Source organism: Pseudomonas sp. HP_14 (assembly GCF_055283875.1).
In genome coordinates this window covers 63142-90027 of record NZ_JBTOQI010000045.1, presented here as the reverse complement: position 1 = coordinate 90027, position 26886 = coordinate 63142, and the positions used below count along the sequence as shown (strand labels likewise).

The following is a 26886-nucleotide window of genomic DNA, read 5'->3' as shown; positions in this document are numbered from 1 at the left end:
TGCTTTACGGCAGCGCTGCCACAACCGACAGCTCAACCAGTATTTCCGGTTCGCACAGCTTGGCTTCAACGGTGGCGCGCGCAGGCGCCACGCCTTTTGGCAGCCATGTGTCCCAAACGCTGTTCATCCCGGCAAAGTGGGCGTCGATGTCTTTCAGGTAAATCGTCACCGAAAGGATGCGGCTTTTGTCAGTACCGGCCAACTCCAGCAATCGCTCGACGCTGTGAAGGGTCTCGCGGGTTTGCTGCTCGATCCCGGCAGCCATGTCGTCGCCGACCTGGCCTGCAAGATACACAGTGCCGTTGTGGACGACGACCTGGCTCATGCGCTCATTAGTGAGCTGGCGCTGGATGGACATTCTTTGCGATCTCCTTGGAACTGCCGTAGCGAGAAATATCGAGGCCTTCGGCGCTGATCTGGGGTTTCTGGCGAGCAATAAGGTCTGCCAGCAAACGACCCGAACCGCAGGCCATGGTCCAGCCCAGCGTACCGTGACCGGTATTCAGGAACAGGTTGCGAAACGGAGTGGCGCCGACAATCGGCGTACCATCGGGTGTGGTCGGGCGCAGACCGGTCCAGAAACTGGCCTGGCTCAAGTCACCGCCGCGAGGATAAAGATCGTTGACGATCATCTCCAGCGTTTCCCGTCGACGCGGGTTCAACGACAGATCAAAACCGGCAATCTCGGCCATGCCGCCAACCCGGATGCGGTTGTCGAAACGGGTTATCGCCACCTTGAAAGTCTCGTCGAGAATGGTCGACGTAGGGGCCATCGCCGGGTCGGTGATCGGCACTGTCAGCGAGTAGCCCTTGAGCGGATACACCGGAGCCTTGATGCCCAGCGGCTTGAGCAACTGCGGCGAGTAGCTGCCGAGTGCCAGGACGTAACGGTCGGCGGTTTCCAGCTTGCCGTCGATCCACACGCCATTGATGCGGTCGCCAGCGAAGTCGATGCGCTCGATGGACTGGTTGTAGCGGAACTCGACGCCCAACTGCACAGCCATCTCGGCCAGGCGCGTGGTGAACATCTGGCAATCGCCGGTCTGGTCGTTGGGCAGCCGCAGTGCGCCCGCAAGGATATTGGTCACACCCGCCAGTGCCGGTTCAACCCGGGCAATATCGTCGCGGTTCAGCAGCTCGAATGGCACGCCGGATTGCTCAAGGACCGCGATGTCCTTGGCGGCGTTATCCAGTTGCTCCTGAGTGCGAAACAGCTGCGTCGTGCCCAGCGTGCGGCCTTCATAAGCAATGCCGGTTTCGGCACGTAGTTCGTCGAGGCAATCGCGGCTGTACTCGGAAAGGCGAACCATGCGCTCTTTGTTCACTGCATAACGGTTGGCCGTGCAGTTGCGCAGCATTTGCGCCATCCATAGGTACTGGTCGATATCGGCAGTGGCTTTGATCGCCAGCGGTGCATGGCGCTGAAGCAGCCATTTGATCGCTTTGAGGGGCACACCGGGCGCTGCCCAAGGCGATGCATAACCTGGTGAAACCTGGCCCGCGTTGGCAAAGCTGGTTTCCATGGCCACTGCAGGCTGACGGTCCACAACAGTCACTTCCATGCCAGCCCGTGCCAGATAATAAGCACTGGTCGTGCCGATCACACCACTACCAAGGACCAGAACGCGCATGTCGATTTACCTCATCGCGGATATCCGCTGACGTTTTGAAGTTTTAAGCAAGGATGTGTGCAGTATATGCAGCTGCGGGCAGTGCTTTTCACTGTATAAGCGCCTATATTTGGCGGGATTTCTCGCTAAAAAAGCCTTTGGGAGAGGGGGTTTACCCATGCGTACGCAGCATCAGTCCAAACGTGAGCTGGACAAGATCGACCGCAGCATTCTGCGCATCCTTCAGGCCGATGGCCGGATCTCCTTCACCGAACTGGGCGAGCGTGTGGGCTTGTCTACCACGCCTTGCACAGAGCGGGTCCGCCGACTGGAGCGCGAAGGCATCATCATGGGCTACAACGCCCGCCTCAACCCGCAAAGTCTCAAGGCTAGCCTATTGGTGTTCGTCGAGATTAGCCTGGACTATAAATCGGGCGATACCTTCGAAGAATTCCGCCGCGCCGTGCTGAAATTACCCCATGTGCTGGAGTGTCATCTGGTGTCGGGCGACTTCGATTACCTGGTCAAGGCGCGCATCTCGGAAATGGCCTCGTACCGCAAACTGCTGGGCGACATCCTGCTCAAGCTGCCCCATGTGCGGGAGTCCAAGAGCTATATCGTGATGGAAGAGGTGAAAGAGAGCCTGAGTTTGCCGATTGCGGACTAAGATCCGGCCAGTCCTACAGGATGGCAGATCTCCAGTGGGAGCCGAGCTTGCTCGCGATGAAAGCAACCTGTTTCATCTGAAAGACTGCGGCGCCTGCATCGCGGGCAAGCCCGGCTCCCACACTTGGAATCTCATCCGGCTTTTAAACCAATACCTGCCGCGTCGACGCCATGTACTCATGAATCTGTTTCTCGACCCGCGGATGAATCATCTCCACCGGTCGACGGCCATTAGGGCATGGCAGGGTCGGCGTGGTGCCGAACAGGCGGCAGATCAGCGGGCGTTCGTCGTAGACCGTGCAACCGTTGGGTCCAAGGTGGACGCAGTTGAGTTCGTCCATGGCCGCATCCTGCTCGGCCGCGGTCTTGCGCGGCAGACGGGACATTTCTTCTGGTGAGGTGGTCACCGGGCCACAGCAATCGTGACAGCCAGGGACGCATTCGAAAGAAGGGATCTGCTGGCGTAACGCACGAATTTTCTGACTGTTGCAGCTCATTGAAACTTACCCACTGTGAATGGGCGTGATTTTGCCTCAGTCGGGCTGTTCAAGACAGCACCGTCTGGATAGTGCCTTGCCCGTCGCCGAACCTGCGGCTTATCCTCGGGGACGTTTTTCAGACACCAGCAACGGGATCCCGCCATGAACGCCCGCGTTCAACCATCGACTGCCACCGATCAGCACGCCCCTTCTTATTACGCCGCCAGCAGCCGTCCACAGACGGACTATCCGCTGTTGCAAGGCCAGATTCAGGCTGACGTTTGCGTGGTGGGTGGCGGCTTTTCCGGCCTGAATACGGCGATTGAACTGGCCGAGCGCGGCTTGAGCGTGGTGCTGCTTGAAGCGCGAAAAATGGGGTGGGGTGCCAGCGGGCGTAATGGCGGGCAGTTGATTCGCGGCGTCGGCCATGGTCTTGAACAATTCACCGGCGTGGTCGGTGCTGAGGGCGTGCGGCAGTTGAAGCTGATGGGCATTGAGGCGGTCGAAATCGTGCGTCAACGCGTTGAGCGTTATGGCATCGAGTGCGATCTGACCTGGGGTTATTGCGACCTTGCCAACAAGCCTCGGGATCTCGTCGGGCTGGCCGAAGATGCTGATGAGCTACGCGATTTGGGTTATCGCCATTCGTTAAAACTGCTGCAGGCCAGCGAGATGCACAGCGTGGTGGGTTCGGACCGCTACGTGGGTGGCCTTATCGATATGGGGTCCGGGCATTTGCACCCGCTGAATCTTGCGCTGGGCGAGGCTGCTGTCGCGCAGTCGTTGGGTGTGCAAGTGTTCGAGCACTCGGCGGTGACCCGCATCGACTATGGCCCGCAGGTCAAAGTGCATACTGCGCAGGGCCTGGTTCAGGCCAAGACATTGGTACTGGGCTGCAATGCGTATTTGAATGATCTGAATCCGCAGCTCAGCGGCAAAGTCTTACCCGCCGGTAGCTACATCATCGCCACCGAGCCGTTGAGTGAAGAACAGGCTTTGCAGTTGCTGCCTCAGAATACGGCCGTGTGTGATCAGCGTGTGACGGTGGACTATTTCCGGCTTTCGGCGGATCGGCGTCTTTTGTTTGGTGGGGCTTGTCACTATTCAGGGCGTGACCCGCAAGACATCGCGGCGTATATGCAGCCCAAGATGCTCAAGGTGTTCCCGCAGTTGGCAGGGGTAAAGATTGATTATCAGTGGGGCGGCATGATCGGCATCGGTGCCAACCGCTTACCGCAGATCGGTCGCTTGAAGGACCAGCCCAACGTGTTCTACGCCCAGGCCTATTCTGGGCACGGCCTTAACGCGACCCATCTGGCTGGCAAGCTGCTCGCTGAAGCCATTGCCGGGCAACACAGCGATGGTTTCGAGTTGTTCGCCAAAGTCCCGCACATTACCTTCCCTGGCGGCAAGCATCTGCGCTCGCCGTTGCTGGCGTTGGGGATGCTTTGGCATCGGTTGAAGGAATTGCGTTGAGGCTGATATTTGGCCGCGTAGACCTGTGGGAGCTGGGCTTGCCCGCGATAAGGCTGGACGCGATCTAAAGTGAACCGCGTCCAGCCTTATCGCGGGCAAGCCCGGCTCCCACAGGTTTCACAAAGCCTGGAGATCACTCCCGCCAAAAAGGTTTCAACCCTTCGCGCATCGCCTGACCGGAGCTAAGGCCAATATCACTCAGCTGCTCTTCGCTCAGATTCAGCAGCCCCCTGCGTGATGTCCAGCGATGGCGATACAGCGCCCAGCGACTCAGCTTCGGTGCATTCGCTGTCTTGGTGACAACTGCTTTGCCGTTGCTCAGTTCCTGGCTGTAAAGCGCCAACCGCACATCACTCAACCCGTTCATGTTCCCAACCCTCGTTTCGTTCTGGTGTGGGCACATGATGAATCGACGCGACAAACCATTACAGATTCAAACAAATCTATTTATATGCATACAGATCTTTTCATAACCTCGCTGAATGCTGTATTTTTCTCCAATCTGTATGGCTAGCCATCTAAAACACCGAGAGTATGTTCATGACGCTCTACGTCAACCTTGCCGAATTGCTCGGTACGCGCATCGAAAACGGATTTTATCGGCCTGGCGACAGGCTGCCTTCGGTGCGGGCGTTGAGTGTTGAACACGGCGTCAGCCTGAGTACGGTGCAGCAGGCGTATCGCGTGCTCGAAGACAGCGGCCTTGCACTGCCCAAACCCAAGTCCGGGTATTTTGTGCCCGTCAGCCGCGCTGTTCCGGCGCTGCCGGTCATTGGTCGTCCGGCGCAGCGTCCTGTGGATATCTCTCAGTGGGATCAGGTATTGGACCTGATGCGGGTCAAGGCGCTGCCGAACCTCGTGCAGTTGGGGCGTGGCATGCCCGATGTCAGCAGCCCGACGCTCCGCCCGCTGATGCGCGCCCTTGGGCGTATCAGTCGCGATGAGCAAATGCCCGGTCTGTATTACGACAGTATTCAGGGTAACCAGACACTTCGCGAGCAAGTCGCTCGGTTGCTGCTGGATTCGGGCTGCAACCTGACCGCCAACGATTTGCTGATCACCACCGGTTGCCACGAGGCGCTTTCGGCCAGCGTTCGGGCCATCTGTGATCCAGGAGATATCGTCGCCGTGGACTCGCCAAGCTTTTTTGGCGCCATGCAGACGCTGAAAGGCCTGGGCATGAAAGCCCTGGAAATCCCTACCGATCCCGTGACCGGCATCAGTCTCGAAGCACTGGAGCTGGCGCTTGAGCAATGGCCGATCAAGGTCATACAGCTGACGCCCAACTGCAACAATCCGCTGGGCTATGTCATGCCGGAAAACCGCAAGCGTGCCTTGCTGACCCTGGCTCAGCGCTTTGACGTGGCGATCATCGAAGACGATGTGTATGGCGATCTGGCGTTCAGTTATCCGCGGCCGCGGACGATCAAATCCTTCGACGAAGACGGCCGGGTTCTGCTGTGCAGCTCGTTCTCCAAGACGCTTGCGCCAGGGCTGCGCATCGGTTGGGTTGCGCCGGGCCGTTATCTGGAACGTGTCCTGCACATGAAGTACATCGGCACCGGTTCAACAGCGCCCCAGCCGCAACTGGCGATTGCCGAATTTCTTGAGGGTGGACATTACGAGCCGCACCTGCGGCGCATGCGCAGTCAGTACCAACGCAGTCGCGAGCAAATGATTGACTGGGTCATGCGTTACTTTCCGGCGGGTACGCGGGTCAGTCGTCCACAAGGTGGTTTCATGCTGTGGGTCGAGCTTGCCGAGGATTTCGATACGTTGCGTCTGAATCGTGCGCTGTTGACCAAGGGCGTACAGATTGCCGTTGGCAGTATCTTTTCTGCCTCTGGCAAATACCGTAATTGCCTGCGAATGAATTTTGCTGCCAAGCCGTCTCCAGAGGTCGAGAACGCGGTGCGCACGGTCGGTGAAACTATTTCACAACTGATTACCGAGCAATCGACGCCTGTTTCGTAACTTTTCCGGGGTTTTTGCGGTCATATCGCCAAGCTGTAATTTCCGGATGATCATTTTGAAAAAGACTTGGGCCCTGCCCTTTTTTCTGTTCGTCGCGTCGTGGATCAGCGGCTGTTCGCACGTTCACATTCCCAACGAGCCCAGTCAGGCGTTGCCGCCGACGGATTCGGCGTTTGGCCGTTCTGTGCAGGCGATGGCTCAGCCTCACGAGGGTCGTTCGGGTTTTCGCCTGCTGTCTAACAGCACCGAAGCGTTCATGGCGCGTGCCGAACTGATTCGTAATGCCCGCACCAGTCTGGATTTGCAGTACTACATCGTCCACGACGGTTTGAGTACCCGCGCCTTGATCGATGAGTTGCTCCAGGCGGCTGATCGCGGTGTTCGCGTGCGCATCCTGCTGGACGACACCACCAGCGACGGGCTTGATCACTCCATCGCCACGCTGGCGGCACATCCCAATATTCAGATTCGATTGTTCAACCCCCAGAGCCTCGGCCGTGAGACGGGCGTGACCCGCAGTGTGGGCCGGTTGTTGAATCTGTCGCGGCAGCATCGGCGCATGCACAACAAACTGTGGCTGGCCGACAGCAGCGTGGCCATCGTGGGTGGGCGCAATCTGGGTGATGAATACTTCGATGCCGAAGAAAATCTGAATTTCACCGACATCGACATGCTCAGCGTCGGTCCGGTGGCCGAGCAGCTCGGGCACAGTTTTGATCAGTACTGGAACAGCACACTGAGCAAACCCATTGCCGAGTTCATGTATTTCCTGCCGACGACTCGCGATCTGGCCAAGGCGCGCAAACGTCTTGAGGCGTCGCTCGTAGAATCACAGCACAAACACAAGGCGCTGTACGACCGCCTGATGGCGTACCAGAAAAACCCGCGTCTCAGAATCTGGTTCAATGAATTGATCTGGGCGCATAACCAGGCGTTGTGGGATGCACCTACCAAAGTGTTGGCCCGGGGCGAACCAGATCCGCATCTGCTGCTGACCACGCAACTGGCACCTGAGCTGCTCAGCGCGAGCAAAGAGCTGATACTGGTTTCCGCCTACTTCGTGCCGGGTGAAGAAGGTTTGCTGTATCTGACCGGGCGTGCCGATGCCGGGGTTTCGGTCAGTTTGCTGACCAACTCCCTTGAAGCGACCGATGTGCCAGCCGTCCACGGCGGTTATGCGCCTTATCGCAAGGCGTTGCTGGAGCATGGCGTGAAGCTGTTCGAAATGCGCCGCCAGCCGGGTGATCCCGGCAGTGCTAGCGGTGGCAGCGGGCCTCATTTGTTCAGCAAAAGCGGAACGTTTGGCGGCGGTTCGGATTCCAGCCTGCACAGCAAGGCAATGACATTCGATCGCCGTAAAGTGTTCGTCGGCTCCTTCAACTTCGACCCGCGCTCGGTACTGTGGAACACCGAAGTCGGCGTGTTGGTGGACAGCCCCGAGCTGACCGAAGCACTGCGCGAACTGGCTTTGCAAGGTATGCAACCGACCCTGAGTTATGAAGCGAAACTGGAAGACGGCAAGGTGGTGTGGGTCACCGAAGACGACGGTAAAATCCACACCCTGTACAAAGAGCCCGGCGATACCTGGCGGCGCTTGAACGCATGGTTCAGCCGGGTCATTGGCCTGGAGAAAATGCTCTAAGCCGTTGCAACCGGCTGAACCCCGAACGCCCCGCGCCGCAATGACAGCACGACCAGGCCAAATGCTCCTGCCGCCATCAACAGTGGCAGCGCCTGACCGCTGACCCACTGGCTGCCTGCCCCGGCCGCCAGTGGCCCCAGCAAACAACCGATCCCCCACAGCTGCGCTACATGCGCATTGGCGCGAACCAGTGCGTCATCGCGGAAGCGTTCTCCAATCAGAATCAGCGAAAGGGTGAACAAGCCGCCTGCGCTGGCCCCGAACAGTACCCACAGCGGCCAGATCAGCACGGTATTCACCAGCAGCGGCACCAGCAGGCTTGAAATCATCAAGGCTACCGCGCAGCTGGAAAACAGCGTGCGCCGCGAAACCTTGTCGGCCAATGCACCAATCGGCAATTGCAGAAGCGCGTCGCCCACTACCACGGTGCTGATCATTGCCAGGGCGATTTCCGGCGTGAAGCCCTGACGCAGACAATAGATCGGCAGCAAGGTCAAGATCAGTGCCTCGAAGGCGGCGAACAGTGCTACCGCCCATGCGATTGCGGGCATGGAGCGACAAAAGGCGAACAGGTCGATGAAGGTGACGCGACATGCATCGGCACTCGGTGCCCCGCTTCTGCCCAGCAGCAAGAACGGCGAAGCAATCAGCAGTCCGACGCCCACCCAGAAACCTGTGTCGTGCTCTGTGCCCAGTGCGCCAAGCAGCAGCGGTCCGGCCAGTTGGCACAGCGCGTAAGTGCTGCCATACAGCGCGACGAGACGGCCACGCCATTTTTCGATGACCAGTTGATTGATCCAGCTTTCACCGAGGATGAAGACGATGGTCAGGATCACGCCGAGCATCAGCCGTAATACCAGCCACACCGGGTAATACGGCAGCAGCGCCAGCAAACCTACAGAGAGTGCTCCGGCCCACAGGCAGCGGCGCATCAGTGCGGCAGTGCCGAAACGTGCAGCAAGGCCGCTGGCCAGGCTGGCGCCGAGCAGCACGCCAATAGCGGGCATCGCCGCCATTACGCCAATGGCGAACGAGCCGTAACCCCAGCTTTCCAGTCGTAGGGACACCAGCGGCATGCTGACACCCAATGCCAGCCCGACCGAAAGCACCGACGCCAGCACCGCGAAATAAGTACCCCAACGCATCCCACGCTCCTGTGGATCAAAAGGCCAAGACGAAACAGCCGGGCTACCCCAAGGGAAGCCCGGCTGTTTTTACAATTTTCGTTCAGGCGCGGATTAATTTTGTGGGAGCAGAGCTTGCTCGCGATAAAGGCACCGCGGATATCAGGCAAATCGCATCCGGCCTTATCGCGAGCAGGCTCCGCTCCTACAAAATCTACCCACCCTGCCGGACCGATAGCGGTTACAACTTAATCCACGTCGATTTCAGTTCGGTGTATTTGTCGAACGCATGCAGCGACTTGTCGCGGCCATTGCCCGATTGTTTGAAACCACCGAACGGCGCGGTCATGTCGCCGCCGTCGTATTGATTGACCCACACGCTACCCGCCCGCAGCGCTTTGGCGGTCAGGTGGGCTTTGGACAGGTTGGCGGTCCAGACGGCAGCAGCGAGGCCATAAGGCGTGTCGTTGGCAATCTGAATCGCCTCCTCGGCTGTATCAAACGTCAACACCGACAGAACCGGGCCGAAGATCTCTTCCTGAGCGATCTTCATGGCATTGGTCACACCGTCGAAAATTGTTGGTTCGACGTAAGTGCCACCGGTTTCCTGCAGGATGCGCTTGCCACCCACTACCAGTTTGGCGCCATCGGTGTGGCCTGCTTCGATGTAAGACAGCACGGTGTTCATCTGTTGAGTGTCGACCAGTGCACCAACGGTGGTGGCCGGGTCCAACGGATTGCCCGGCTTCCAGCTCTTGAGGGCTTCAATGACCATGGGCAGGAATTTGTCCTTGATCGAGCGCTCTACCAGCAGCCGTGAGCCCGCGGTGCAGACTTCGCCCTGGTTGAATGCGATGGCGCTGGCTGCAGATTCAGCCGCAGCCTGCAAATCCGGAGCATCGGCAAAGACGATGTTCGGGCTCTTGCCTCCAGCTTCCAGCCAGATGCGCTTCATATTCGATTCGCCGGAGTAGACCAGCAATTGCTTGGCAATTTTCGTCGAGCCGGTGAACACCGCCGTGTCGACATCCATGTGCAGAGCCAGCGCTTTGCCCACGGTGTGGCCGTAACCCGGCAGTACGTTGAGCACGCCAGCCGGAATGCCTGCCTCAATCGCCAGCTGTGCAATGCGAATGGCCGTCAGCGGAGACTTTTCCGAAGGCTTGAGAATGACGGAGTTACCGCTGGACAGCGCCGGGCCGAGTTTCCAGCTTGCCATCAGCAGCGGGAAGTTCCACGGCACGATGGCGGCGACAACGCCAACCGGTTCGCGAGTGACAAGGCCCAGTTGGTCATGGGGGGTGGCGGCCACTTCGTCATACAGCTTGTCGATAGCTTCGCCGCTCCAGCTCAGAGCTTGGGCTGCGCCGGGTATGTCGATGCTGTACGAATCGCTGATGGGCTTGCCCATGTCCAGGGTTTCCAGCAGGGCCAGCTCTTCCACGTTTTTGTTGATCAGCGCGGCGAAGCGCAGCATGGCGGCCTTGCGTTTGGCTGGCGCCAGCCGCGACCAGACGCCGGAGTTGAAAGTCTTGCGCGCACTTTCAACGGCGCGTTGTGCGTCGGCGGCGTCGCAACTGGCGACTTTGGCCAGCAGACGACCATCGACGGGGCTGATGCATTCGAATGTCTCACCGGAAGCGGCGTCGGAGTACTCGCCATTGATGAACGCGCGGCCTTCGATCTTCAGGTCTTTGGCGCGTTTTTCCCAGTCAGCGTGGGTCAGGGTGGTCATGCGTATGTCCTCCGCTTGTATCGATTAGGGTGTGCGTGGTGGGTAGACTTGTGCAAAAAACAGACAGTCTGCAATCCACCGCCACCAGGCAACGGCACTCACCACCCTAAACCAGTGATCTGGCGATTTCCAATATCTTTGACATAAAGGGCCTGAATGACGCCGTCCTGTTCGATTTATGCAACATCGGGAGATTGGCCTTTGGCACTATTGGCCCAGCGCTTCGTCAAACCAGCAACGCACCTACCGCGAGGGTAAGAAATGACTATCGACAGCATCGTGGATTTCAGCGAAGCCAGCACCGAAGCTGAACGTTACCGTCCGGCGCCGGAAAAAATCTTCAAGGGCGATCCGGAGCAGACAATCTACAACCACTACAACAGCCCTTGCGGACAGATGAACGCGGGCGTATGGGAGGGTGAGGTCGGCCAATGGTCCGTTAACTACACCGAGCATGAATACTGTGAAATCGTGCAGGGTGTTTCGGTTTTGCGTGATGACGCGGGCGGGTCGAAAACCCTGCGGGCGGGAGATCGTTTTGTGATTCCAGCAGGCTTCAAAGGCACGTGGGAGGTGCTGGAGCACTGCCGCAAAATCTACGTTGTATTTGAGGCAAAAGCCTGATCTTTGTATTCCTTCAGGCACAAAAAAGCCCGCATCGCTGCGGGCTTTTTCGTAAAGAAGAAAAATCAATTACTTGATTTTGCCTTCTTTGTAGATCACGTGCTTGCGAACAACCGGATCGAATTTTTTGATTTCGATTTTGTCCGGAGTGGTGCGCTTGTTCTTGTCGGTCGTGTAGAAGTGACCGGTACCAGCACTAGAAATCAATCGGATCAATTCACGCATGATCTTCTCCCTTAAATTTTGCCGTCGCGACGGAGTTCAGCGAGCACTACAGTGATGCCACGCTTGTCGATGATACGCATGCCTTTAGCAGATACGCGCAGACGAACAAAACGTTTCTCTTCTTCAACCCAAAAGCGGTGATGCTGCAGGTTTGGCAGGAAACGACGACGGGTTTTGTTGTTTGCGTGGGAAATGTTATTCCCAGTCACCGGACCCTTACCGGTAACTTGACAGACTCTCGACATGCCTCAGCCCTCTAAAACCTCATGCCCAACCCGGCATGGGTTGGCCGCTTAATCTCTCAGTCATTTGGCGCCAGGCGCCGCGTTTCTTTAAGGGTCTTACCGGCTACACCTACAGTGAAGGAACCGGGCCCCTAGAAAAGAGCGCTGCTTTATACCAGAAAGGGTTTGGTGTCACAACAGGCAAAGCACTTTACCCCAACATCAGGCAACGTGTTCAGCCTAGCGGTCGGGTGGTTACGGGGGTGGTGGCAAATCTACCGTCGGTCGGTTTGCAACCATTGTTCTAGGCCGATGCATGGTCTAGGGTAACTCACTCACCAGACTGCGCCAGCAGATGGGGCCCTTTCTGACAGGAATATAGCCATGCGTCTTGCTGCGATACCGTTTTTGCTAGCTCCTCTGCTGTTCCCGGCAATGGCTCACGCCGCGACGGCCTTGAGCGTCTGTACCGAAGCCAGTCCGGAAGGTTTCGATGTGGTGCAGTACAACTCGCTGACCACCACCAATGCCTCCGCCGATGTGCTGATGAACCGTTTGGTGGATTTCGACGCCCAGAGCGGCAAGCTGGTGCCCAGCCTGGCGCAGAGCTGGACCGTTTCGCCTGATGGTCTGACCTACGACTTCAAGCTGCGCCAAGGCGTGAAGTTTCACCACACTGACTATTTCACGCCGAGCCGCGAGTTGAATGCGGATGACGTGGTGTTCAGCTTCCAGCGTATGCTTGATCCGCAGAACCCATGGCACAAGGTTGCTCAGAGCGGCTTTCCCCACGCTCAATCGATGCAGTTGCCTGCGCTGATCAAGAAGATCGACGCGCCTGACCCGCTTACCGTGCGCTTTACCCTGGATCATCCGGACTCCACGTTCCTCGCGACGCTCAGCATGGGCTTTGCCTCGATCTACTCGGCCGAGTACACCGCGCAACTGCTCAAAGCGGGCACTCCGGAAAAACTCAACAACCAGCCGATCGGCACCGGGCCGTTCGTGTTCGAACGCTTCCAGAAAGATGCCGTGGTGCGCTACGAAGCCAACGCGGACTACTTCGCGGGCAAGCCTGGCGTCGACAAGCTGATCTACGCCATCACCCCTGATGCCAACGTTCGCTTGCAGCGCATTCGTCGCAATGAGTGCCAGATCACGCTTTCGCCAAAGCCGCTGGATATTCAGGAAGCGGCCAAAGATCCGAATCTGAAAGTCGAAAAAACCGAAGCGTTCATGACCGCGTTTTTGGCGATCAACAGCCAGCATCCGCCGTTTGACAAGGCTGAAGTGCGGCAAGCGGTCAATCTGGCGTTCGACAAGGATAGCTACCTGAAAGCGGTATTCGAAGGCACCGCCGAAGCTGCCAACGGCCCCTACCCGCCAAACACTTGGAGCTACGCGAAAGATCTTCCCGGTTACAAGCAGGACATCGCCAAAGCCAAAGCGCTGCTGGCCAAGGCCGGCGTGAAGGATGGTTTCAAAACCACTATCTGGACTCGCCCAACCGGCAGCCTGCTCAACCCCAATCCGAACCTGGGTGCGCAGTTGCTGCAAGCGGATCTGGCAAAAGTCGGCATCACTGCTGAAATCAAGGTTATTGAGTGGGGGGAGTTAATTCGCCGCGCCAAGGCTGGCGAGCATGATCTGTTGTTCATGGGCTGGGCCGGTGATAACGGTGACCCGGATAACTTCCTGACGCCGCAGTTCTCCTGCGCAGCCGTGAAGTCCGGTACCAACTTTGCCCGTTATTGCGATGCCACGCTGGACAAGCTGATCAGTGAAGGTAAAGCCACCAGTGATCAGGCTGCCCGTAGCAAGCTGTATCACCAGGCTCAACAACAGATTCAGCAACAGGCACTCTGGTTGCCACTGGCGCACCCGACCGCCGCCGCCCTGACCCGCAAGGACGTCAGCGGCTATCAGGTCAGCCCGTTTGGTCGTCAGGACTTCTTCAAGGTGCAGGTTAAGTAGCAGCAACACAGGATTTGAATTGGAACTGGAACCTGTGGGAGCAGGGCTTGCCCGCGATACATGAGAAGCAGATGGAAGATACACCGCGTTCTCGTTTATCGTCGGAATGCCGCCCAGGCCAAGCACCGCTCCCACAAAAGCACCAGTCCCAATATCGTTCACACAACCGTCGGAGACTCCATGATCATCGCCGACCGTCTTCACATCGAAGGCCTGTTCGACACCCATACATCGACGCTCAGTTACCTGGTCATGGATGTCCAGACCCGGCACTGCGCGCTGATCGACAGCGTGCTGGACTTCGATCCCAAATCGGGACGCACCAGCACCCAGTCCGCCGATCAGTTGATTGCCCGCGTTCGTGAACTGAACGCTTCGGTGCAGTGGATCCTTGAAACCCATGTCCACGCCGATCATGTGTCCGCAGCGGCTTATCTCAAAGACAAGCTGGGCGCAAAAATCGCGATTGGCAGCCACATCACGGCGGTGCAAAACGTGTTCGGCGAGCTGTTCAATGCACCGGATGGGTTTGCCCGGGATGGCAGTCAATTCGACGTGCTGTTGCACGACGGCGCAAAGTTTAACGTTGGAACGCTAGAGGCGCGGGCCATACACACGCCGGGGCACACTCCGGCATGCATGACCTATGTGTTCGAGATTGGCGGTGAACGCGTGGCTTTTGTCGGGGATACGCTGTTCATGCCGGATTACGGCACGGCGCGCTGCGACTTCCCCGGTGCGGATGCGCGCACGTTGTATCAGTCGATCCAGAAAATCCTCGCCCTGCCCGACTCCACACGCCTGTTCATGTGTCACGACTACCAGCCCGACGGCCGCGAGTTGCAGTACATGACAACAGTTGCCGAACAGCGCGCCAACAATATCCACATCCGGCAAGGGATTGATGAAAGCGAATTTGTACTGATGCGTGAAGCCAGGGATGCGACGCTGGAAATGCCGGTGCTGATCTTGCCATCCGTGCAGATCAACATGCGCGCGGGCCACCTTCCCGAGCCCGAAGACAATGGCGTGCGGTATCTGAAGATTCCGCTGAATACGCTGTGAACCCGACCTTTGTAGAAACCTGTTGGAGCGAGGCTTGCCCGCGAAGAACGCTTGCTCGGTAAGCCTGATGCACCGCAGCGACTGACTCGTCACAATGCAGCCCAGCCCAGGCCCGGCTCCAACAGAACAGCGCAATCTCAGGTGGGAGCCGGGCTTGCCCGCGATGCAGGCACTGCGATCCCACAGATGGACCGGGTTGCTCTTATCGCGGGCAAGCCTGACTCCCACAGAAAATTGCATTTGCAGGCGAACATTGAGTCTTCTACGGGTACAGCTATGTGTCAGGTGCTCGGCGCCGCATCAACCCGAGCCGTATTCTGCAAACCCGCCAACAGCAGCCGCTGATACAGCTCTTCCTTCAAACCCTGTGGCTGGTCCAGTTGCATGCGTTCCAGGTGCACCGGAAAAGCGGATGGGTCGGGTGCATCCAGCGTTGCCTTGCCCAGCTCGATGATTTCGGTGAGCTTGAACTTGCTCTCAAGCCAGTGCAGCGCCCGCAGCAGATCGCGCTCCTCGCTGTTGAAGTCGCAACCCAGGGGGTATTCGGGAAACAGCTGCGAATACTGCTCAGCGATGGCCTGCAAGCGCTCAGCGGTGTTATGAGCGAAGCGCGGGTCCAGTTTGAAGCCCTTGGGCAGCTTGCCCGCTCTTTGCGCCTGCTCGATCAAGCCAGGCTGAAAACGCGAGTCACTGATGTTGAGCATCGCTTCGATGACGGCCGAATCGGTTTTGCCGCGCAGGTCGGCGATGCCGTATTCGGTGACCACGATGTCTCGCAGATGGCGCGGAATCGTGGTGTGACCATATTCCCAGACGATATTGGAGCTGGTTTCGCCGCCGGACTCGCGCCAACTGCGCAGAATCATGATCGAGCGTGCGTCTTCCAGAGCGTGCGCCTGGGCCACGAAGTTGTATTGGCCGCCTACACCGCTCACCACCCGGCCGTCCTCCAGTTGGTCGGCCACTGCAGCGCCCATCAGCGTGACGGTGAACGCGCTGTTGATGAACCGTGCATCGCGGCGTTGCAGGCGTTTAAGTTCCTCATCGCCGTACAGCTCGTTGATATAGCTGATGGCGGTCATGTTGAACTCGCCAAGACGCTCCAGGGAAAACTCTCGCAAACGCTGATAAAAGCTCTGCGGACCGAGGAAGAACCCGCCATGAACCATGGTGCCGTCCGTGTAGGCCGACTCATCGAGGGTGCCGTCGTTTGCCTCACGTTGGCGTCTTGCATCGGTATACACCTTGCGTCGAATGATCCCGGCGTCGACCAGCACCAGCAAGCCGTTGACGAACATCTCGCTGCACCCGTAAAGCCCGGAGGCGAAGGGCTGCACACCGCCTTCGCGGTCGATAAGAGTTTGCCAGTCGCTGAGGTTCAACTCGGCGAGCAGTGCGCGATAGGTATCGTTGTCGGCCTGTCGAGCCAGCAGCGCTGCGGTTAAAGCATCGCCCATGGAGCCGATGCCGATCTGCAAGGTGCCGCCATCACGCACCAGAGTGCTGGCGTGCAAACCAATGAAGTGGTCCTGAAAACCCACCGGCATGTTCGGCGTGGAAAACAGCGTGCTGCGCTCGTCTTCATCGATCAGGAAGTCGAAGTCCTCGGCATCCAGCTCCGAATCGCCCGGCATGTAGGGGAGATCCGCGTGAACCTGGCCCAGCATCAAAATGGTTTCCCCGGCCGCCCGCCGCTTGGCGATCATGGGCAACAAGTCGAGGGTGACATCGGGGTTGCAGCTCAGGCTCAGCTTGCCGGGCCGCTGTTCATCCCGGGCAACCAGTTGCGCGACCAGATTCAAGCCGCTGGCGTTGATGTCCCGTGCGGCATGGCTGTAATTGCTGCTGATGTAATCATGCTGGGCGGGTGCGCTGTTGAGCAAACTGCCCGGCTGCATGAAAAACTGCTGAACCCGGATATTGCTCGGCAGGCTGTCACGGTGCAGGTCGGTCAGGAATTCCAGCTCAGGGTAGTCGTCAAACACCCGATCCAGAAACGGTTCCAGAAAGCGTCCTTGAAGACCATCGCCAGTGGGCGGCCGCCCGAGGCTCAGCGCGGTATAGATCGTCAGTTGCCGCTCGGGCATCTGCTTGATCCGCTCATAAAGCGCGTTGACGAACCGGTTTGGCTTGCCCAGACCCAGCGGGATACCCATGTGAATATGTGTCGGTAGCCGGGCAATGACATGAGCGACCGCTTGATCAATGGAGCAGGACTGCGGCATCGGGTCCTCCAAGGCTTATATTAGATGGAGCTTGGACCGGGGTTTTGCGGGTTTTGCTGCATCTGATCTGTTGGAGCGAGGCTTGCCCGCGAAGAACGATTACGCGGTGTGTCTGGTGCATTGTGGTGCCTGGTTCGCGGGCAAGCCTCGCTCCAACCGGTCATTTATTCAGGAATGCCTTATGCAGCTCCGCCAGTGTTGCGAAATGGTAGGTCGGCGACTCAGCCTGCAGTTCCTCATGGCTACCAAAACCATACCCGACCGCAGCAACATCCAGCCCGTTGCGCAGGCCGCCGATCAGGTCGTGTTTGCGGTCGCCGATCATTAGCGTCTGTTTGGGATCGAGCTTTTCTGTCGCCATCAAATGCGCGATCAGTTCGACTTTGTCGGTGCGGGTGCCGTCCAGTTCGCTGCCGTAAATCACTTTGAAATGCCGGGCAAAGTCGAAGTGGCGGGCGATCTCATGGGCGAATACCCACGGCTTGGACGTCGCGATATACAAATGTCGACCTTGATCAACCAGCTCATCCAGCAGTTCAAAGATGCCATCGAACACCAGGTTTTCGTACAGCCCGGTGACCTTGAAGCGTTGGCGATAGAAGCCCACCGCTTCCCAAGCCCTGGCTTCGTCAAAACCGTATTGATGCATGAATTGCTGCAGCAGCGGCGGGCCGATGAAGTGTTCCAGTTGGGCCAGGTCCGGCTCGTCGATATCCAGCTGCTTCAATGCGAATTGAATCGAACGGGTTATCCCCTGGCGAGGGTCAGTCAGGGTGCCGTCCAGGTCGAACAGGATATTTTGGTAGTGCATGCAAACTCCCATGGGTTTTCGGGGCGGCTGTCTTGCGGCATCAACGGTAGGAGCGAACTTGTTCGCGAGGCGTCGGGCCTGATACAAACTCTCGCGAACAAGTTCGCTCCTACCGGGACATGTGGCGATTCAGCAAGGCTTATCGAAACCTTCGGCCAAGTGCAGGTCCTTGAGCTTCACATAATTTGCGGCGCTGTACGGAAAGAAGGCGATCTCTTTCTCGGTCAATGCACGAACCTGTTTCACCGGGCGGCCGACGTAAAGAAAACCACTCTCCAATACTTTGCCCGGCGGCACCAGACTGCCTGCGCCAATGATCACTTCGTCTTCAACCACCGCGCCGTCCATGATGGTGCTGCCCATGCCAATCAAGATGCGATTGCCGACGACACAGCCGTGCAGCATGACTTTGTGGCCAATGGTCACTTCATCACCGATCAGCAACGGGAAGCCATCAGGGTTGAAAGGGCCTGCGTGGGTGATGTGCAACACACTGCCGTCCTGCACGCTGGTGCGCGCGCCAATGCGGATGCGGTGCATGTCACCGCGGATTACGGTCAGCGGCCAGACCGAGCTGTCAGCACCGATCTCGACATCGCCGAGCACAACCGCCGAATGATCGACAAAAGCCCGGTCGCCAAGTGCTGGCGTGTGGTTCTGAAACGTGCGGATCGCCACGATAGTCTCCTTCTTTGGCGCTGATAGCTGCGGACCGCGCCGATTGTAATTAAGATGCGTGGGTGTTTCTTCCAGCCAAGGTGCAAAACCGTGAGCGCGAACAACCCGCTTCTGCAATCCTATGACCTGCCACCTTTTTCGGCGATTCGTGCCGAGCATGTCAAACCTGCCATTGAACAGATTCTTGCCGACAACCGCGCAGCGATTGCCGAGATCCTCGTCAAGCAAGGCTCGCAGCCTACATGGGCCGGGCTTGTATTGGCGATGGACGAACTCAATGACCGCCTCGGCGCCGCCTGGAGTCCGGTCAGCCACTTGAACGCCGTGTGCAACAGCGCCGAACTGCGTGAAGCCTACGAGTCGTGCCTGCCAGCGCTGAGCGCCTATTCCACTGAAATGGGCCAGAACCGCGAGCTTTTTCAGGCGTTTGAAGCGCTGGCTAATAGCCCTGAAGCGGCTGGTTTTGATGTGGCGCAGAAAACGATTCTTGAACAATCGCTGCGTGACTTCCGTCTGTCGGGCATCGACTTGCCGCCCGAGCAGCAAAAACGTTATGCCGAAGTGCAGAGCAAGCTGTCGGAGCTGGGCAGCCAGTTTTCCAACCAGTTGCTCGACGCCACTCAGGCCTGGACCAAACTGGTCACCGACGAAGCCTCTCTGGCGGGTCTGACCGAATCGGCCAAGCAACAAATGGCGGCGGCCGCCAAGGCCAAGGATCTGGAAGGTTTCCTGATCACCCTGGAATTCCCGAGCTACTACGCGGTAATGACCTACGCCGAAGACCGCGCCCTGCGTGAAGAAGTCTATGCGGCTTACTGCACCCGTGCGTCTGACCAAGGCCCGAATGCTGGCAAGAACGACAATGGCCCGGTGATGGAGCAAATCCTCGATTTGCGTCAGGAGCTGGCCAGACTGTTGGGGTTTGCGAGCTTCTCCGAGCTGAGTCTTGCCACCAAGATGGCTGAGTCCAGCGATCAGGTACTGACGTTCCTGCGCGATCTGGCCAAGCGCAGCAAGCCGTTTGCCGCGCAGGATCTGCAACAGCTCAAGGCTTACGCGGCCGAACAGGGCTGCCCGGATCTGCAAAGCTGGGACAGCGGCTTTTATGGCGAGAAACTGCGTGAGCAGCGCTACAGCGTTTCTCAAGAAGCCTTGCGTGCCTACTTCCCTATCGACAAGGTGCTGGGTGGCCTGTTTGCCATTGTTCAGCGTCTGTACGGCATCGAAATCGCCGAGCAGAAAGGCTTCGATACCTGGCATCCGGACGTACGCCTGTTCGAGATCAAGGAAAACGGCCAGCACGTCGGGCGCTTCTTCTTCGACCTGTATGCCCGCGCCAACAAGCGCGGCGGTGCCTGGATGGACGGCGCCCGCGACCGCCGTCGTACTGCCGAAGGTCAGTTGCAGAGCCCGGTTGCGAATCTGGTCTGCAACTTCACCCCGGCCTCGCCGGGTCAGCCTGCTTTGCTGACGCACGATGAAGTCACCACCCTGTTCCACGAGTTCGGCCACGGTCTGCATCACCTGCTGACCCGCGTTGAGCACGCCGGGGTGTCCGGCATCAATGGTGTTGCATGGGATGCGGTCGAGCTGCCAAGCCAGTTCATGGAGAACTGGTGCTGGGAGCCGGAAGGTCTGGCGCTGATTTCCGGCCATTACCAGACCGGTGAAGCACTGCCGCAGGACCTGCTGGAAAAAATGCTCGCCGCGAAGAATTTCCAGTCCGGGTTGATGATGGTTCGTCAACTGGAGTTCTCGTTGTTCGACTTCGAGTTGCACGCTACCCACGGTGATGGTCGCAGCGTGGTGCAGGTTCTGGATGACATTCGTGATGAAGTGGCAGTGATGCGTCCGCCTGCTTACAACCGCTTCCCGAATGGCTTTGCTCACATCTTCGCAGGCGGTTATGCCGCCGGTTACTACAGCTACAAGTGGGCTGAAGTCTTGTCTGCCGATGCGTTCTCCAAATTCGAAGAGGACGGCGTGCTCAATGCCGAGACCGGTCGCGCCTTCCGTGAGGCGATCCTGGCTCGCGGTGGTTCGCAGGCGCCGATGGTGTTGTTCGTCGACTTCCGCGGACGTGCGCCTTCGATTGACGCACTCTTACGCCACAGTGGCCTGAGTGAGGATGCGGCAGCATGACCGAAACGCCGGTAATCATTACCAAGAAGCGCTTCATCGCCGGGGCTGTCTGCCCGGCGTGCAGCGAGCCCGACAAACTCATGATGTGGAGCGAAAACGACGTTCCTCATCGTGAGTGCGTGGGTTGCGGTTACAGCGACACCCTCAACGAGCAGGGTAATTCGATACCCAAGGAGCTGGGCACGCGCGTCAACAAGATCGCGGTCAAGGCCATAGACCCGAAGGTGCAGGGGGTGCAGTTTTTCCCGAATCCGAAGCTGAAAAAGCCGGTTGATTTAGATTGAAGTGACTCACCGGTAGGAGCGAACAAGTTCGCTCTTATCAAATATAAAATAAACAACTGGATTTAAACGCTTTTTCTGTAGGAGTGAGCTTGCTCGCGATAGCGCCAGGCCAGAGGGTTATTTCTCTACAGGTCGACTGCTATCGCGAGCAAGCTCACTCCTACAGGACTCTATGTTTGCTGCGAGACAGCGCGATGCCAGGGATACGGGACGGCTCCTACCGGTGTTACGCCTTCTATCGGGCAAGCTAGGGATATGAGTGGTATATCTTGTACTGTATGCGCATACAGCTATAGGAGAGCCTCCCATGTCCCTGATCTTCCCGCCTCGCGGCCGGGGCACGGCCAGCAACCCACACAATCGCTTTGCCCCCAGCCGGTCTTTGGCTGAGGACGACGGCTGGTATCAGGAAGTGCCGCTGACCCAAGGCACGCAGGTCACTAGTGAGACGGCCAAAAGCATCATTACCCGCAACAGCTCGCCTGACATTCCGTTTGATCGTTCGATCAACCCCTATCGTGGCTGTGAACACGGCTGTATTTACTGCTATGCAAGACCCAGTCATGCGTACTGGGACATGTCGCCAGGGCTGGATTTCGAAACCAGACTGATCGCTAAAACCAACGCCGCTGCAGTGCTCGAACAGCAGTTGTCGAAACCGGGTTATCGCTGCGCGCCGATCACTTTAGGGGCCAACACCGATCCATATCAGCCCATAGAACGTGAGTACAAAATCACTCGGGCTGTCCTCGAAGTTCTGCTGCGCTACCGCCATCCAGTAACAATCATTACCAAGGGGGCGCTGATCCTGCGGGATCTGGACCTGCTCGCCGAGTTGGCGAAACAGAACCTGATCTCCGTGTTCATTAGCCTGACCACGCTGGACGACGAGCTCAAACGCATACTTGAGCCGCGTGCCGCTGCGCCCAAAGCGAGGCTGCGAGCGATTCGAGTGCTACGCGATGCAGGTGTGCCGGTGGGAGTGTTGTGCGCGCCTATCATCCCGATGATCAACGATATGGAGCTGGAAGCCATGCTCAGCGAAGCCAAGGCTGCCGGGGCCTTGAGTGCCAGCTACGTGATGTTGCGACTGCCGCTGGAAGTCGCGCCGTTGTTTGAAGAATGGCTACAGGCGCACTACCCGCAACGTGCGGAGCATGTGATGAGCCTGGTCAGGCAGGTACGCGGTGGCGAGATCTACGACAGCCGCTTTGGTGTGCGAATGCGCGGCGAAGGCCCGTTTGCTGATCTGTTAGCCCAGCGCTATCGGATAGCGATCAAGCGTCTGGGGCTTAACCAGCGGGACAGCTTCAACCTGGATTGCGAGACATTCTGCCCACCGGGTGGGCAGATGTCGTTGTTGTAGCAGCTAGTCCTGTTGGAGCGAGGCTTGCCCGCGAAGAACGATGACGCAATATTTCTGCCCCACCGAGTTGGCTGGTTCGCGGGCAAGCCTCGCTCCAACAGTTTCAGGTCCGCGCTGCCAGCGCCTTCGCCTTACGCATCTTGATCCGGTAAGCCACTCCCAGAATAACCAGCCACGCCGGGAGCAGGAATACCGACAGCGAAATGCCCGGCGTGAAGTACATGATCGCCAGAATGCCCAGCAGGAACACCAGGCACACGTAGTTGGTCAGCGGGTAGCCCCAGCTTTGGTATTCGGTGACTTCACCGGTTTCGCGCTTGGCCTTGCGGAATTTCAGGTGGGTGATGCTGATGATCACCCAGTTCAGCACCAGTGCGGACACCACCAGCGCCATCAGCAACTCGAAGGCTTTGCCGGGCATCACATAGTTGATCAGCACGCACAGACCGGTAGCAGTGGCCGATACGCCCAACGCCAGCAATGGCACGCCGCGACGGTTCACTTTGAGCAGGGCCTTGGGCGCATTGCCCTGCATGGCCAGACCGAACAGCATGCGGCTATTGCTGTAAACGCAGCTGTTATAGACCGACAGTGCAGCCGTCAGCACCACCACATTCAGGAGGGTGGCGACCAAATTGCTGTCCAGCGCGTGGAAAATCAGCACGAACGGGCTGCCGCCGGTCACGACTTTCTGCCAAGGGTACAGAGAGAGCAGGATGGCCAGCGCGCCGACATAGAAAATCAGGATGCGGTAGATCACCTGATTAGTTGCCTTGGGAATGCTGGTTTTAGGATTTTCGGCCTCTGCAGCCGTAATGCCGACCAGCTCCAGGCCACCGAACGAAAACATGATGAAGGCCATCGCCATCACCAGTCCGCTGATACCGTTCGGGAAGAAACCGCCGTATTGCCACAGGTTGGCGACGCTTGCATCAGGTCCGCCCGTGCCGCTGGCCAACAGCCAGGCACCAAACACGATCATGCTGATGATCGCGACGATCTTGATCATGGAGAACCAGAACTCCATCTCGCCGAAGACCTTCACACTGGTCAGGTTGATCAGGTTAATGGCCACAAAGAAGATTGCGGCAGAGACCCAGGTTGGCGTCTCAGGCCACCAATACTGCACGTACTGACCCACGGCGGTCAGTTCCGCCATGCCCACCAGAACATAAAGTACCCAGTAGTTCCAGCCGGACATGAAACCCGCAAAACGACCCCAGTAACGATTGGCAAAGTGGCTGAAGGTACCTGCGACAGGCTCTTCCACAACCATTTCACCCAGCTGGCGCATGATGAAAAACGCGATCATGCCAGCGATGGCGTAACCGAGGATCACCGAAGGGCCGGCCATATTGATGGTGTGTGCAATGCCCAGGAACAGACCGGTGCCGATAGCGCCGCCGAGAGCGATCAGCTGGATGTGCCGATTCTTGAGCCCGCGATGCAGGTGAGCGGCAGATTTTTGTTGGTTCATAAAAGGTCCTGACCCAGGTAAGGATACCGACTGGAGATATGCCGCCAATCGCTGGTTGTGGGGAGCATTTAGCAAAACAGATGCCACACGTCAGCAGTCGGATTTTTCATGTGCTGCAAAAGGATGACGCAGGCTACCCGGCATTGGCCAAGCGTCAAGCAGAAACTGTTAGGCTTTGCGTCCGAAGCCTTTGAATTCCGACGGATTACACACTCATGAAAGTCAACGAGATCGACGATTTTGATTTGAAGATCCTGACCCTCTTGCAGGCTAACGGTCGCCTGACCAATCAGGAGCTCAGTGACCTGATCGGGTTGTCCGCATCGCAGTGCTCGCGGCGTCGCATTGGTCTGGAGCAAGCGCAGTTGATCCTCGGCTACCATGCGCGGCTGGCCCCGCAGGCCATGAATCTGGAGGTCGTGGCAATGGTCGAGGTCAAGTTGATCAGCCATCGTCCGGAGCACTCGGAAGGCTTTCAGGGGTTTATTGCCAGTGAGACTGCAATCATCGATGCGTACAAGACTACCGGCGATGCGGATTACAACCTGAAGGCAGCCGTGGCCGACCTTGCCAGTCTCAATCAACTGATGGCGAGGATTTCTGCGACCAACTGTATTTCGCACCTTAAAACTTCGGTGGTGCTGGAGCGTTTGAAGGAAAACAATATCGGCACGGCCTGAGGGTGAGTTGCACTGTATTGATTCATTATTAAGGCTTTGTACACGGTTAACGCGTTTTTGGTTTGATGTTTGCGCGATTTGTGCGCTTTGCAGCTTTATATGCGTGACCATTGTGAATTGTGTAGCATGCGCGCTTGTTATGTGAGATTTAGGAGCGTTCGCCAGATGCTCGCTTACCCCGTTGTGTCGCACCCGAGTTATACCCGTGCCCTTTTCATCAGGAGTTGTCTGTCATGTTTGCCCACGTTGAGTCCTATGCCGGTGATCCGATTCTGTCGTTGATGGATGCTTATCAGAAAGATCCCAACACAGATAAAGTCAATCTCAGTATCGGTCTCTACTACGACGAGCAAGGGCGAATCCCGCGTCTGGCCGCTGCTGTAGAAGCTGAGCGCCAATTGCTTGAAGGCCAGCAGGCCCCGTGTGTTTACCTGCCTATGGAAGGCCTGGCTTCTTATCGCCAGGGCGTCCAGGCATTGCTGTTCGGCGATCAGCATCCGGCGTTGCTGGCGGGGCGTATCGCAACGATCCAGACGGTCGGCGGCTCGGGTGCCTTGAAAGTCGGTGCGGACTTTCTCAAGTCGGCCTATCCGGATTCCCAGGTGTGGGTCAGTGACCCGACGTGGGAGAACCACCACGCGTTGTTCGGCGGCGCAGGCTTCAAGGTCAATACCTATCCGTATTTCAATGCCGCTACTGGCGGCGTGAATTTCGATGGCATGTTTGCCGCTCTGCAGGTGTTGCCCGCGCACAGCATTGTGTTGCTGCACCCTTGCTGCCACAACCCGACAGGTGCGGACCTGACCCCGGCGCAGTGGGATCAGCTCATTGAACTGATCGGCGCGCGCAAGCTGATTCCTTTCCTGGACACCGCTTATCAAGGTTTCGGCGCGGGCATGAGTGAAGATGCCTACGCCATTCGGGCCATGGCTGATGCCGGGCTGACGGTTTTGGTCAGTAACTCGTTCTCGAAAATCTTCTCGTTGTATGGCGAGCGGGTCGGCGGCTTGTCTATCGTGTGCCCTGACGCGGCCATGGCCGACAAAGTCCTGGGCCAGCTCAAGGCTACCGTGCGCCGTAACTATTCCAGCCCGCCGAAACACGGTGCGCTAGTGGTTTCGGCCGTGCTTAACGACGTGACGCTGCGCAACCAATGGCTGTCTGAAGTCGAGGCGATGCGCCTGCGCATCATCGACATGCGGGTAAAGCTGGTGGCCGCTCTCAAGGAAAAAATGCCACAACGTGACTTCAGCTATATCCTCACGCAAAGTGGCATGTTCAGTTACACAGGTTTCAGCAGTGCACAGGTTGACCGACTGAGAAACGAACACGCCGTTTATCTGATCAGTAGTGGCCGTGTTTGCATGGCTGGCTTGAACGAGCAAAATCTGCTGAAGGTCGTCGAGGCTTTCAGTAGCGTTTGCGAGGGATAAGGGCAAAATCAGGGTTGCAGGCCATTCAAACGCCACTAGTGCCGTTGGGCTGTAACCCTTGATCCAGAGCGCTACATTCAGTTTCAGTTAAGTTTTGACGGTTAGCCTGTAAATCTGCATGACCCCGTTGGGCGCGGGCAAATGGATTTGGACGCGATGCCTGTAGTCAGGGTTGCAGCACAAAATCCACATCAATCCGTCAAAGAGGATTAGACATGAGTGACATGGATAAGCAGGTTTCAGCTACGTCGGTAGACGTTAAGCCTGAGGCCGAAACTTCCGACGTAGCGCTGGCTCACATTGTTGAAGGCTTCAAACGTTTTCGCAGCGAAGTCTTCCCCGAACAGGAAGAGCTGTTCAAGAAACTCGCAACGGCCCAGCAGCCGCGTGCCATGTTCATTACCTGTGCCGACTCCCGGATTGTGCCGGAGCTCATCACCAACAGCTCGCCTGGCGACCTGTTCGTGACGCGTAACGTCGGTAACGTAGTTCCTCCGTATGGTCCCATGAACGGCGGTGTTTCCACCGCGATCGAATACGCCGTCATGGCGTTGGGCGTGCACCACATCATCGTCTGCGGCCACTCCGATTGCGGCGCCATGCGCGCTGTACTCAACCCGCACACGCTGGAAAAAATGCCGACGGTCAAAGCCTGGCTGCGACACGCCGAGGTCGCCCGTACTGTGGTTGAAGACAACTGCAATTGCACCGGCGAAAAAGAAACGATGCACGTGCTCACCGAAGAGAACGTCATCGCGCAGCTGCAACACTTGCGTACCCACCCATCGGTAGCGTCGAAAATGGCTAGCGGTGAGTTGTTCATCCACGGCTGGGTGTACGACATCGAAACCTGTGGCATCAAAGCCTACGACGCCGAACAAGGCCGCTTCCTGGCTCTGGATGGCGACCATCCGACGCCGAAGGCCACGCCGAAGTCTCGCTACTAAAAACGCGACTTTCACCTCGTTCAGA

The 26886-nt window shown here is 57.8% G+C and carries 25 protein-coding genes; 13 read left to right on the top strand and 12 right to left on the bottom strand.

The window, feature by feature from the left end; genetic code table 11:
- Nucleotides 1-4: 4 nt before the first annotated feature.
- Nucleotides 5-358 (bottom strand): RidA family protein, encoded by a 354-nt coding sequence (locus ACYASS_RS24675; RefSeq protein ID WP_243244634.1) that lies wholly within the window; start codon nt 356-358, stop codon nt 5-7.
- Nucleotides 333-1631, bottom strand: coding sequence for a D-amino acid dehydrogenase (dadA, locus tag ACYASS_RS24670; RefSeq protein ID WP_463588053.1), 1299 nt, complete (start codon nt 1629-1631; stop codon nt 333-335). The genes ACYASS_RS24675 and dadA overlap by 26 nt, the downstream gene beginning before the upstream one ends.
- 157 nt (nt 1632-1788) lie before the next feature.
- Between dadA and ACYASS_RS24665 the strand changes: the two genes are divergently transcribed.
- Nucleotides 1789-2277 (top strand): Lrp/AsnC ligand binding domain-containing protein, encoded by a 489-nt coding sequence (locus tag ACYASS_RS24665; protein WP_463588052.1) that lies wholly within the window; start codon nt 1789-1791, stop codon nt 2275-2277.
- Nucleotides 2278-2419: 142 nt separating this feature from the next.
- On the opposite strand, the gene ACYASS_RS24660 is transcribed toward ACYASS_RS24665, so the two are convergent.
- Nucleotides 2420-2773, bottom strand: coding sequence for a YkgJ family cysteine cluster protein (locus ACYASS_RS24660; protein WP_027901534.1), 354 nt, complete (start codon nt 2771-2773; stop codon nt 2420-2422).
- 144 nt (nt 2774-2917) lie between these two features.
- Between ACYASS_RS24660 and ACYASS_RS24655 the strand changes: the two genes are divergently transcribed.
- Nucleotides 2918-4231 (top strand): NAD(P)/FAD-dependent oxidoreductase, encoded by a 1314-nt coding sequence (locus ACYASS_RS24655; protein ID WP_463588051.1) that lies wholly within the window; start codon nt 2918-2920, stop codon nt 4229-4231.
- 133 nt (nt 4232-4364) lie between these two features.
- On the opposite strand, the gene ACYASS_RS24650 is transcribed toward ACYASS_RS24655, so the two are convergent.
- Nucleotides 4365-4598 carry a DUF1127 domain-containing protein gene (locus ACYASS_RS24650; RefSeq protein WP_463588050.1) on the bottom strand — a complete coding sequence of 78 codons (234 nt, stop codon included), beginning with the start codon at nt 4596-4598 and terminating at the stop codon, nt 4365-4367.
- A gap of 173 nt (nt 4599-4771) precedes the next feature.
- Here ACYASS_RS24650 and ACYASS_RS24645 point away from each other — a divergent pair, with 173 nt between their 5' ends.
- Nucleotides 4772-6205 (top strand): aminotransferase-like domain-containing protein, encoded by a 1434-nt coding sequence (locus ACYASS_RS24645; protein ID WP_463588049.1) that lies wholly within the window; start codon nt 4772-4774, stop codon nt 6203-6205.
- 55 nt (nt 6206-6260) lie between these two features.
- Entirely contained in the window at nt 6261-7847 is a 1587-nt protein-coding gene (locus ACYASS_RS24640) for a phospholipase D family protein (protein WP_463588048.1), read from the top strand.
- Here the strand turns inward: ACYASS_RS24640 and ACYASS_RS24635 are convergent.
- Entirely contained in the window at nt 7844-8992 is a 1149-nt protein-coding gene (locus ACYASS_RS24635; RefSeq protein WP_463588047.1) for an MFS transporter, read from the bottom strand. The genes ACYASS_RS24640 and ACYASS_RS24635 overlap by 4 nt on opposite strands.
- A 220-nt stretch (nt 8993-9212) precedes the next feature.
- Nucleotides 9213-10706, bottom strand: a complete 1494-nt coding sequence (locus ACYASS_RS24630) for an aldehyde dehydrogenase (RefSeq protein WP_463588046.1) — start codon at nt 10704-10706, stop codon at nt 9213-9215.
- Nucleotides 10707-10967: 261 nt separating this feature from the next.
- On the opposite strand from ACYASS_RS24630, the gene ACYASS_RS24625 reads away from it, so the two are divergent.
- Nucleotides 10968-11330: a cupin domain-containing protein gene (locus ACYASS_RS24625; protein WP_231665518.1), complete on the top strand. Its 363-nt coding sequence runs from the start codon at nt 10968-10970 to the stop codon at nt 11328-11330.
- 69 nt (nt 11331-11399) lie between these two features.
- On the opposite strand, the gene rpmG is transcribed toward ACYASS_RS24625, so the two are convergent.
- Nucleotides 11400-11555, bottom strand: a complete 156-nt coding sequence (rpmG, locus tag ACYASS_RS24620) for a 50S ribosomal protein L33 (RefSeq protein WP_007894709.1) — start codon at nt 11553-11555, stop codon at nt 11400-11402.
- A gap of 11 nt (nt 11556-11566) precedes the next feature.
- Entirely contained in the window at nt 11567-11800 is a 234-nt protein-coding gene (rpmB, locus tag ACYASS_RS24615; RefSeq protein WP_007920377.1) for a 50S ribosomal protein L28, read from the bottom strand.
- 363 nt (nt 11801-12163) lie between these two features.
- Between rpmB and ACYASS_RS24610 the strand changes: the two genes are divergently transcribed.
- Nucleotides 12164-13753, top strand: coding sequence for an ABC transporter substrate-binding protein (locus ACYASS_RS24610; protein WP_463588045.1), 1590 nt, complete (start codon nt 12164-12166; stop codon nt 13751-13753).
- 180 nt (nt 13754-13933) lie between these two features.
- Complete coding sequence (locus ACYASS_RS24605; protein WP_463588044.1) at nt 13934-14818, top strand: MBL fold metallo-hydrolase; 885 nt, start codon at nt 13934-13936, stop codon at nt 14816-14818.
- Nucleotides 14819-15099: 281 nt separating this feature from the next.
- Here ACYASS_RS24605 and ACYASS_RS24600 read toward each other — a convergent pair whose 3' ends face one another.
- From ACYASS_RS24600 to ACYASS_RS24590, 3 genes are all read right to left on the bottom strand, one after another.
- Nucleotides 15100-17043, bottom strand: coding sequence for an acetyl-CoA hydrolase/transferase C-terminal domain-containing protein (locus tag ACYASS_RS24600; protein WP_463588043.1), 1944 nt, complete (start codon nt 17041-17043; stop codon nt 15100-15102).
- A 160-nt stretch (nt 17044-17203) separates the two neighbouring features.
- Nucleotides 17204-17854: an HAD family hydrolase gene (locus tag ACYASS_RS24595; protein WP_463588042.1), complete on the bottom strand. Its 651-nt coding sequence runs from the start codon at nt 17852-17854 to the stop codon at nt 17204-17206.
- Nucleotides 17855-17983: 129 nt separating this feature from the next.
- Entirely contained in the window at nt 17984-18532 is a 549-nt protein-coding gene (locus ACYASS_RS24590) for a gamma carbonic anhydrase family protein (RefSeq protein WP_463588041.1), read from the bottom strand.
- A 90-nt stretch (nt 18533-18622) separates the two neighbouring features.
- On the opposite strand from ACYASS_RS24590, the gene prlC reads away from it, so the two are divergent.
- The 3 genes from prlC (at nt 18623) to ACYASS_RS24575 (ending at nt 22324) form a co-directional block, all read left to right on the top strand.
- Nucleotides 18623-20674 carry an oligopeptidase A gene (prlC, locus tag ACYASS_RS24585; RefSeq protein ID WP_463588040.1) on the top strand — a complete coding sequence of 684 codons (2052 nt, stop codon included), beginning with the start codon at nt 18623-18625 and terminating at the stop codon, nt 20672-20674.
- Nucleotides 20671-20958, top strand: a complete 288-nt coding sequence (locus ACYASS_RS24580; protein ID WP_122806527.1) for a YheV family putative zinc ribbon protein — start codon at nt 20671-20673, stop codon at nt 20956-20958. The genes prlC and ACYASS_RS24580 overlap by 4 nt, the downstream gene beginning before the upstream one ends.
- Nucleotides 20959-21265: 307 nt before the next feature.
- Nucleotides 21266-22324, top strand: coding sequence for a PA0069 family radical SAM protein (locus ACYASS_RS24575; protein ID WP_463588039.1), 1059 nt, complete (start codon nt 21266-21268; stop codon nt 22322-22324).
- 103 nt (nt 22325-22427) lie between these two features.
- Here ACYASS_RS24575 and ACYASS_RS24570 read toward each other — a convergent pair whose 3' ends face one another.
- Nucleotides 22428-23801: an amino acid permease gene (locus tag ACYASS_RS24570; protein WP_463588038.1), complete on the bottom strand. Its 1374-nt coding sequence runs from the start codon at nt 23799-23801 to the stop codon at nt 22428-22430.
- A gap of 215 nt (nt 23802-24016) precedes the next feature.
- On the opposite strand from ACYASS_RS24570, the gene ACYASS_RS24565 reads away from it, so the two are divergent.
- From ACYASS_RS24565 to ACYASS_RS24555, 3 genes are all read left to right on the top strand, one after another.
- Complete coding sequence (locus ACYASS_RS24565) at nt 24017-24481, top strand: Lrp/AsnC family transcriptional regulator (protein ID WP_243244611.1); 465 nt, start codon at nt 24017-24019, stop codon at nt 24479-24481.
- Between the two features lie 233 nt (nt 24482-24714).
- The gene (locus ACYASS_RS24560) at nt 24715-25914 is read left to right on the top strand and encodes an amino acid aminotransferase (RefSeq protein WP_463588037.1); all 1200 of its coding nucleotides are present in this window, start codon (nt 24715-24717) and stop codon (nt 25912-25914) included.
- Nucleotides 25915-26129: 215 nt separating this feature from the next.
- Nucleotides 26130-26861: a carbonic anhydrase gene (locus ACYASS_RS24555; RefSeq protein ID WP_463588036.1), complete on the top strand. Its 732-nt coding sequence runs from the start codon at nt 26130-26132 to the stop codon at nt 26859-26861.
- Nucleotides 26862-26886: the final 25 nt, after the last annotated feature.

What these genes read in the sequence shown, in the direction of transcription:
- ACYASS_RS24675 (WP_243244634.1), bottom strand. Translation starts at nt 358, where the DNA reads ATGTCCATCCAGCGCCAGCTCACTAATGAGCGCATGAGCCAGGTCGTC.
- dadA (WP_463588053.1), bottom strand. Translation starts at nt 1,631, where the DNA reads ATGCGCGTTCTGGTCCTTGGTAGTGGTGTGATCGGCACGACCAGTGCT.
- ACYASS_RS24665 (WP_463588052.1), top strand. Translation starts at nt 1,789, where the DNA reads ATGCGTACGCAGCATCAGTCCAAACGTGAGCTGGACAAGATCGACCGC.
- ACYASS_RS24660 (WP_027901534.1), bottom strand. Translation starts at nt 2,773, where the DNA reads ATGAGCTGCAACAGTCAGAAAATTCGTGCGTTACGCCAGCAGATCCCT.
- ACYASS_RS24655 (WP_463588051.1), top strand. Translation starts at nt 2,918, where the DNA reads ATGAACGCCCGCGTTCAACCATCGACTGCCACCGATCAGCACGCCCCT.
- ACYASS_RS24650 (WP_463588050.1), bottom strand. Translation starts at nt 4,598, where the DNA reads ATGAACGGGTTGAGTGATGTGCGGTTGGCGCTTTACAGCCAGGAACTG.
- ACYASS_RS24645 (WP_463588049.1), top strand. Translation starts at nt 4,772, where the DNA reads ATGACGCTCTACGTCAACCTTGCCGAATTGCTCGGTACGCGCATCGAA.
- ACYASS_RS24635 (WP_463588047.1), bottom strand. Translation starts at nt 8,992, where the DNA reads ATGCGTTGGGGTACTTATTTCGCGGTGCTGGCGTCGGTGCTTTCGGTC.
- ACYASS_RS24630 (WP_463588046.1), bottom strand. Translation starts at nt 10,706, where the DNA reads ATGACCACCCTGACCCACGCTGACTGGGAAAAACGCGCCAAAGACCTG.
- ACYASS_RS24625 (WP_231665518.1), top strand. Translation starts at nt 10,968, where the DNA reads ATGACTATCGACAGCATCGTGGATTTCAGCGAAGCCAGCACCGAAGCT.
- rpmG (WP_007894709.1), bottom strand. Translation starts at nt 11,555, where the DNA reads ATGCGTGAATTGATCCGATTGATTTCTAGTGCTGGTACCGGTCACTTC.
- rpmB (WP_007920377.1), bottom strand. Translation starts at nt 11,800, where the DNA reads ATGTCGAGAGTCTGTCAAGTTACCGGTAAGGGTCCGGTGACTGGGAAT.
- ACYASS_RS24610 (WP_463588045.1), top strand. Translation starts at nt 12,164, where the DNA reads ATGCGTCTTGCTGCGATACCGTTTTTGCTAGCTCCTCTGCTGTTCCCG.
- ACYASS_RS24605 (WP_463588044.1), top strand. Translation starts at nt 13,934, where the DNA reads ATGATCATCGCCGACCGTCTTCACATCGAAGGCCTGTTCGACACCCAT.
- ACYASS_RS24600 (WP_463588043.1), bottom strand. Translation starts at nt 17,043, where the DNA reads ATGCCGCAGTCCTGCTCCATTGATCAAGCGGTCGCTCATGTCATTGCC.
- ACYASS_RS24595 (WP_463588042.1), bottom strand. Translation starts at nt 17,854, where the DNA reads ATGCACTACCAAAATATCCTGTTCGACCTGGACGGCACCCTGACTGAC.
- ACYASS_RS24580 (WP_122806527.1), top strand. Translation starts at nt 20,671, where the DNA reads ATGACCGAAACGCCGGTAATCATTACCAAGAAGCGCTTCATCGCCGGG.
- ACYASS_RS24575 (WP_463588039.1), top strand. Translation starts at nt 21,266, where the DNA reads ATGTCCCTGATCTTCCCGCCTCGCGGCCGGGGCACGGCCAGCAACCCA.
- ACYASS_RS24570 (WP_463588038.1), bottom strand. Translation starts at nt 23,801, where the DNA reads ATGAACCAACAAAAATCTGCCGCTCACCTGCATCGCGGGCTCAAGAAT.
- ACYASS_RS24565 (WP_243244611.1), top strand. Translation starts at nt 24,017, where the DNA reads ATGAAAGTCAACGAGATCGACGATTTTGATTTGAAGATCCTGACCCTC.
- ACYASS_RS24560 (WP_463588037.1), top strand. Translation starts at nt 24,715, where the DNA reads ATGTTTGCCCACGTTGAGTCCTATGCCGGTGATCCGATTCTGTCGTTG.
- ACYASS_RS24555 (WP_463588036.1), top strand. Translation starts at nt 26,130, where the DNA reads ATGAGTGACATGGATAAGCAGGTTTCAGCTACGTCGGTAGACGTTAAG.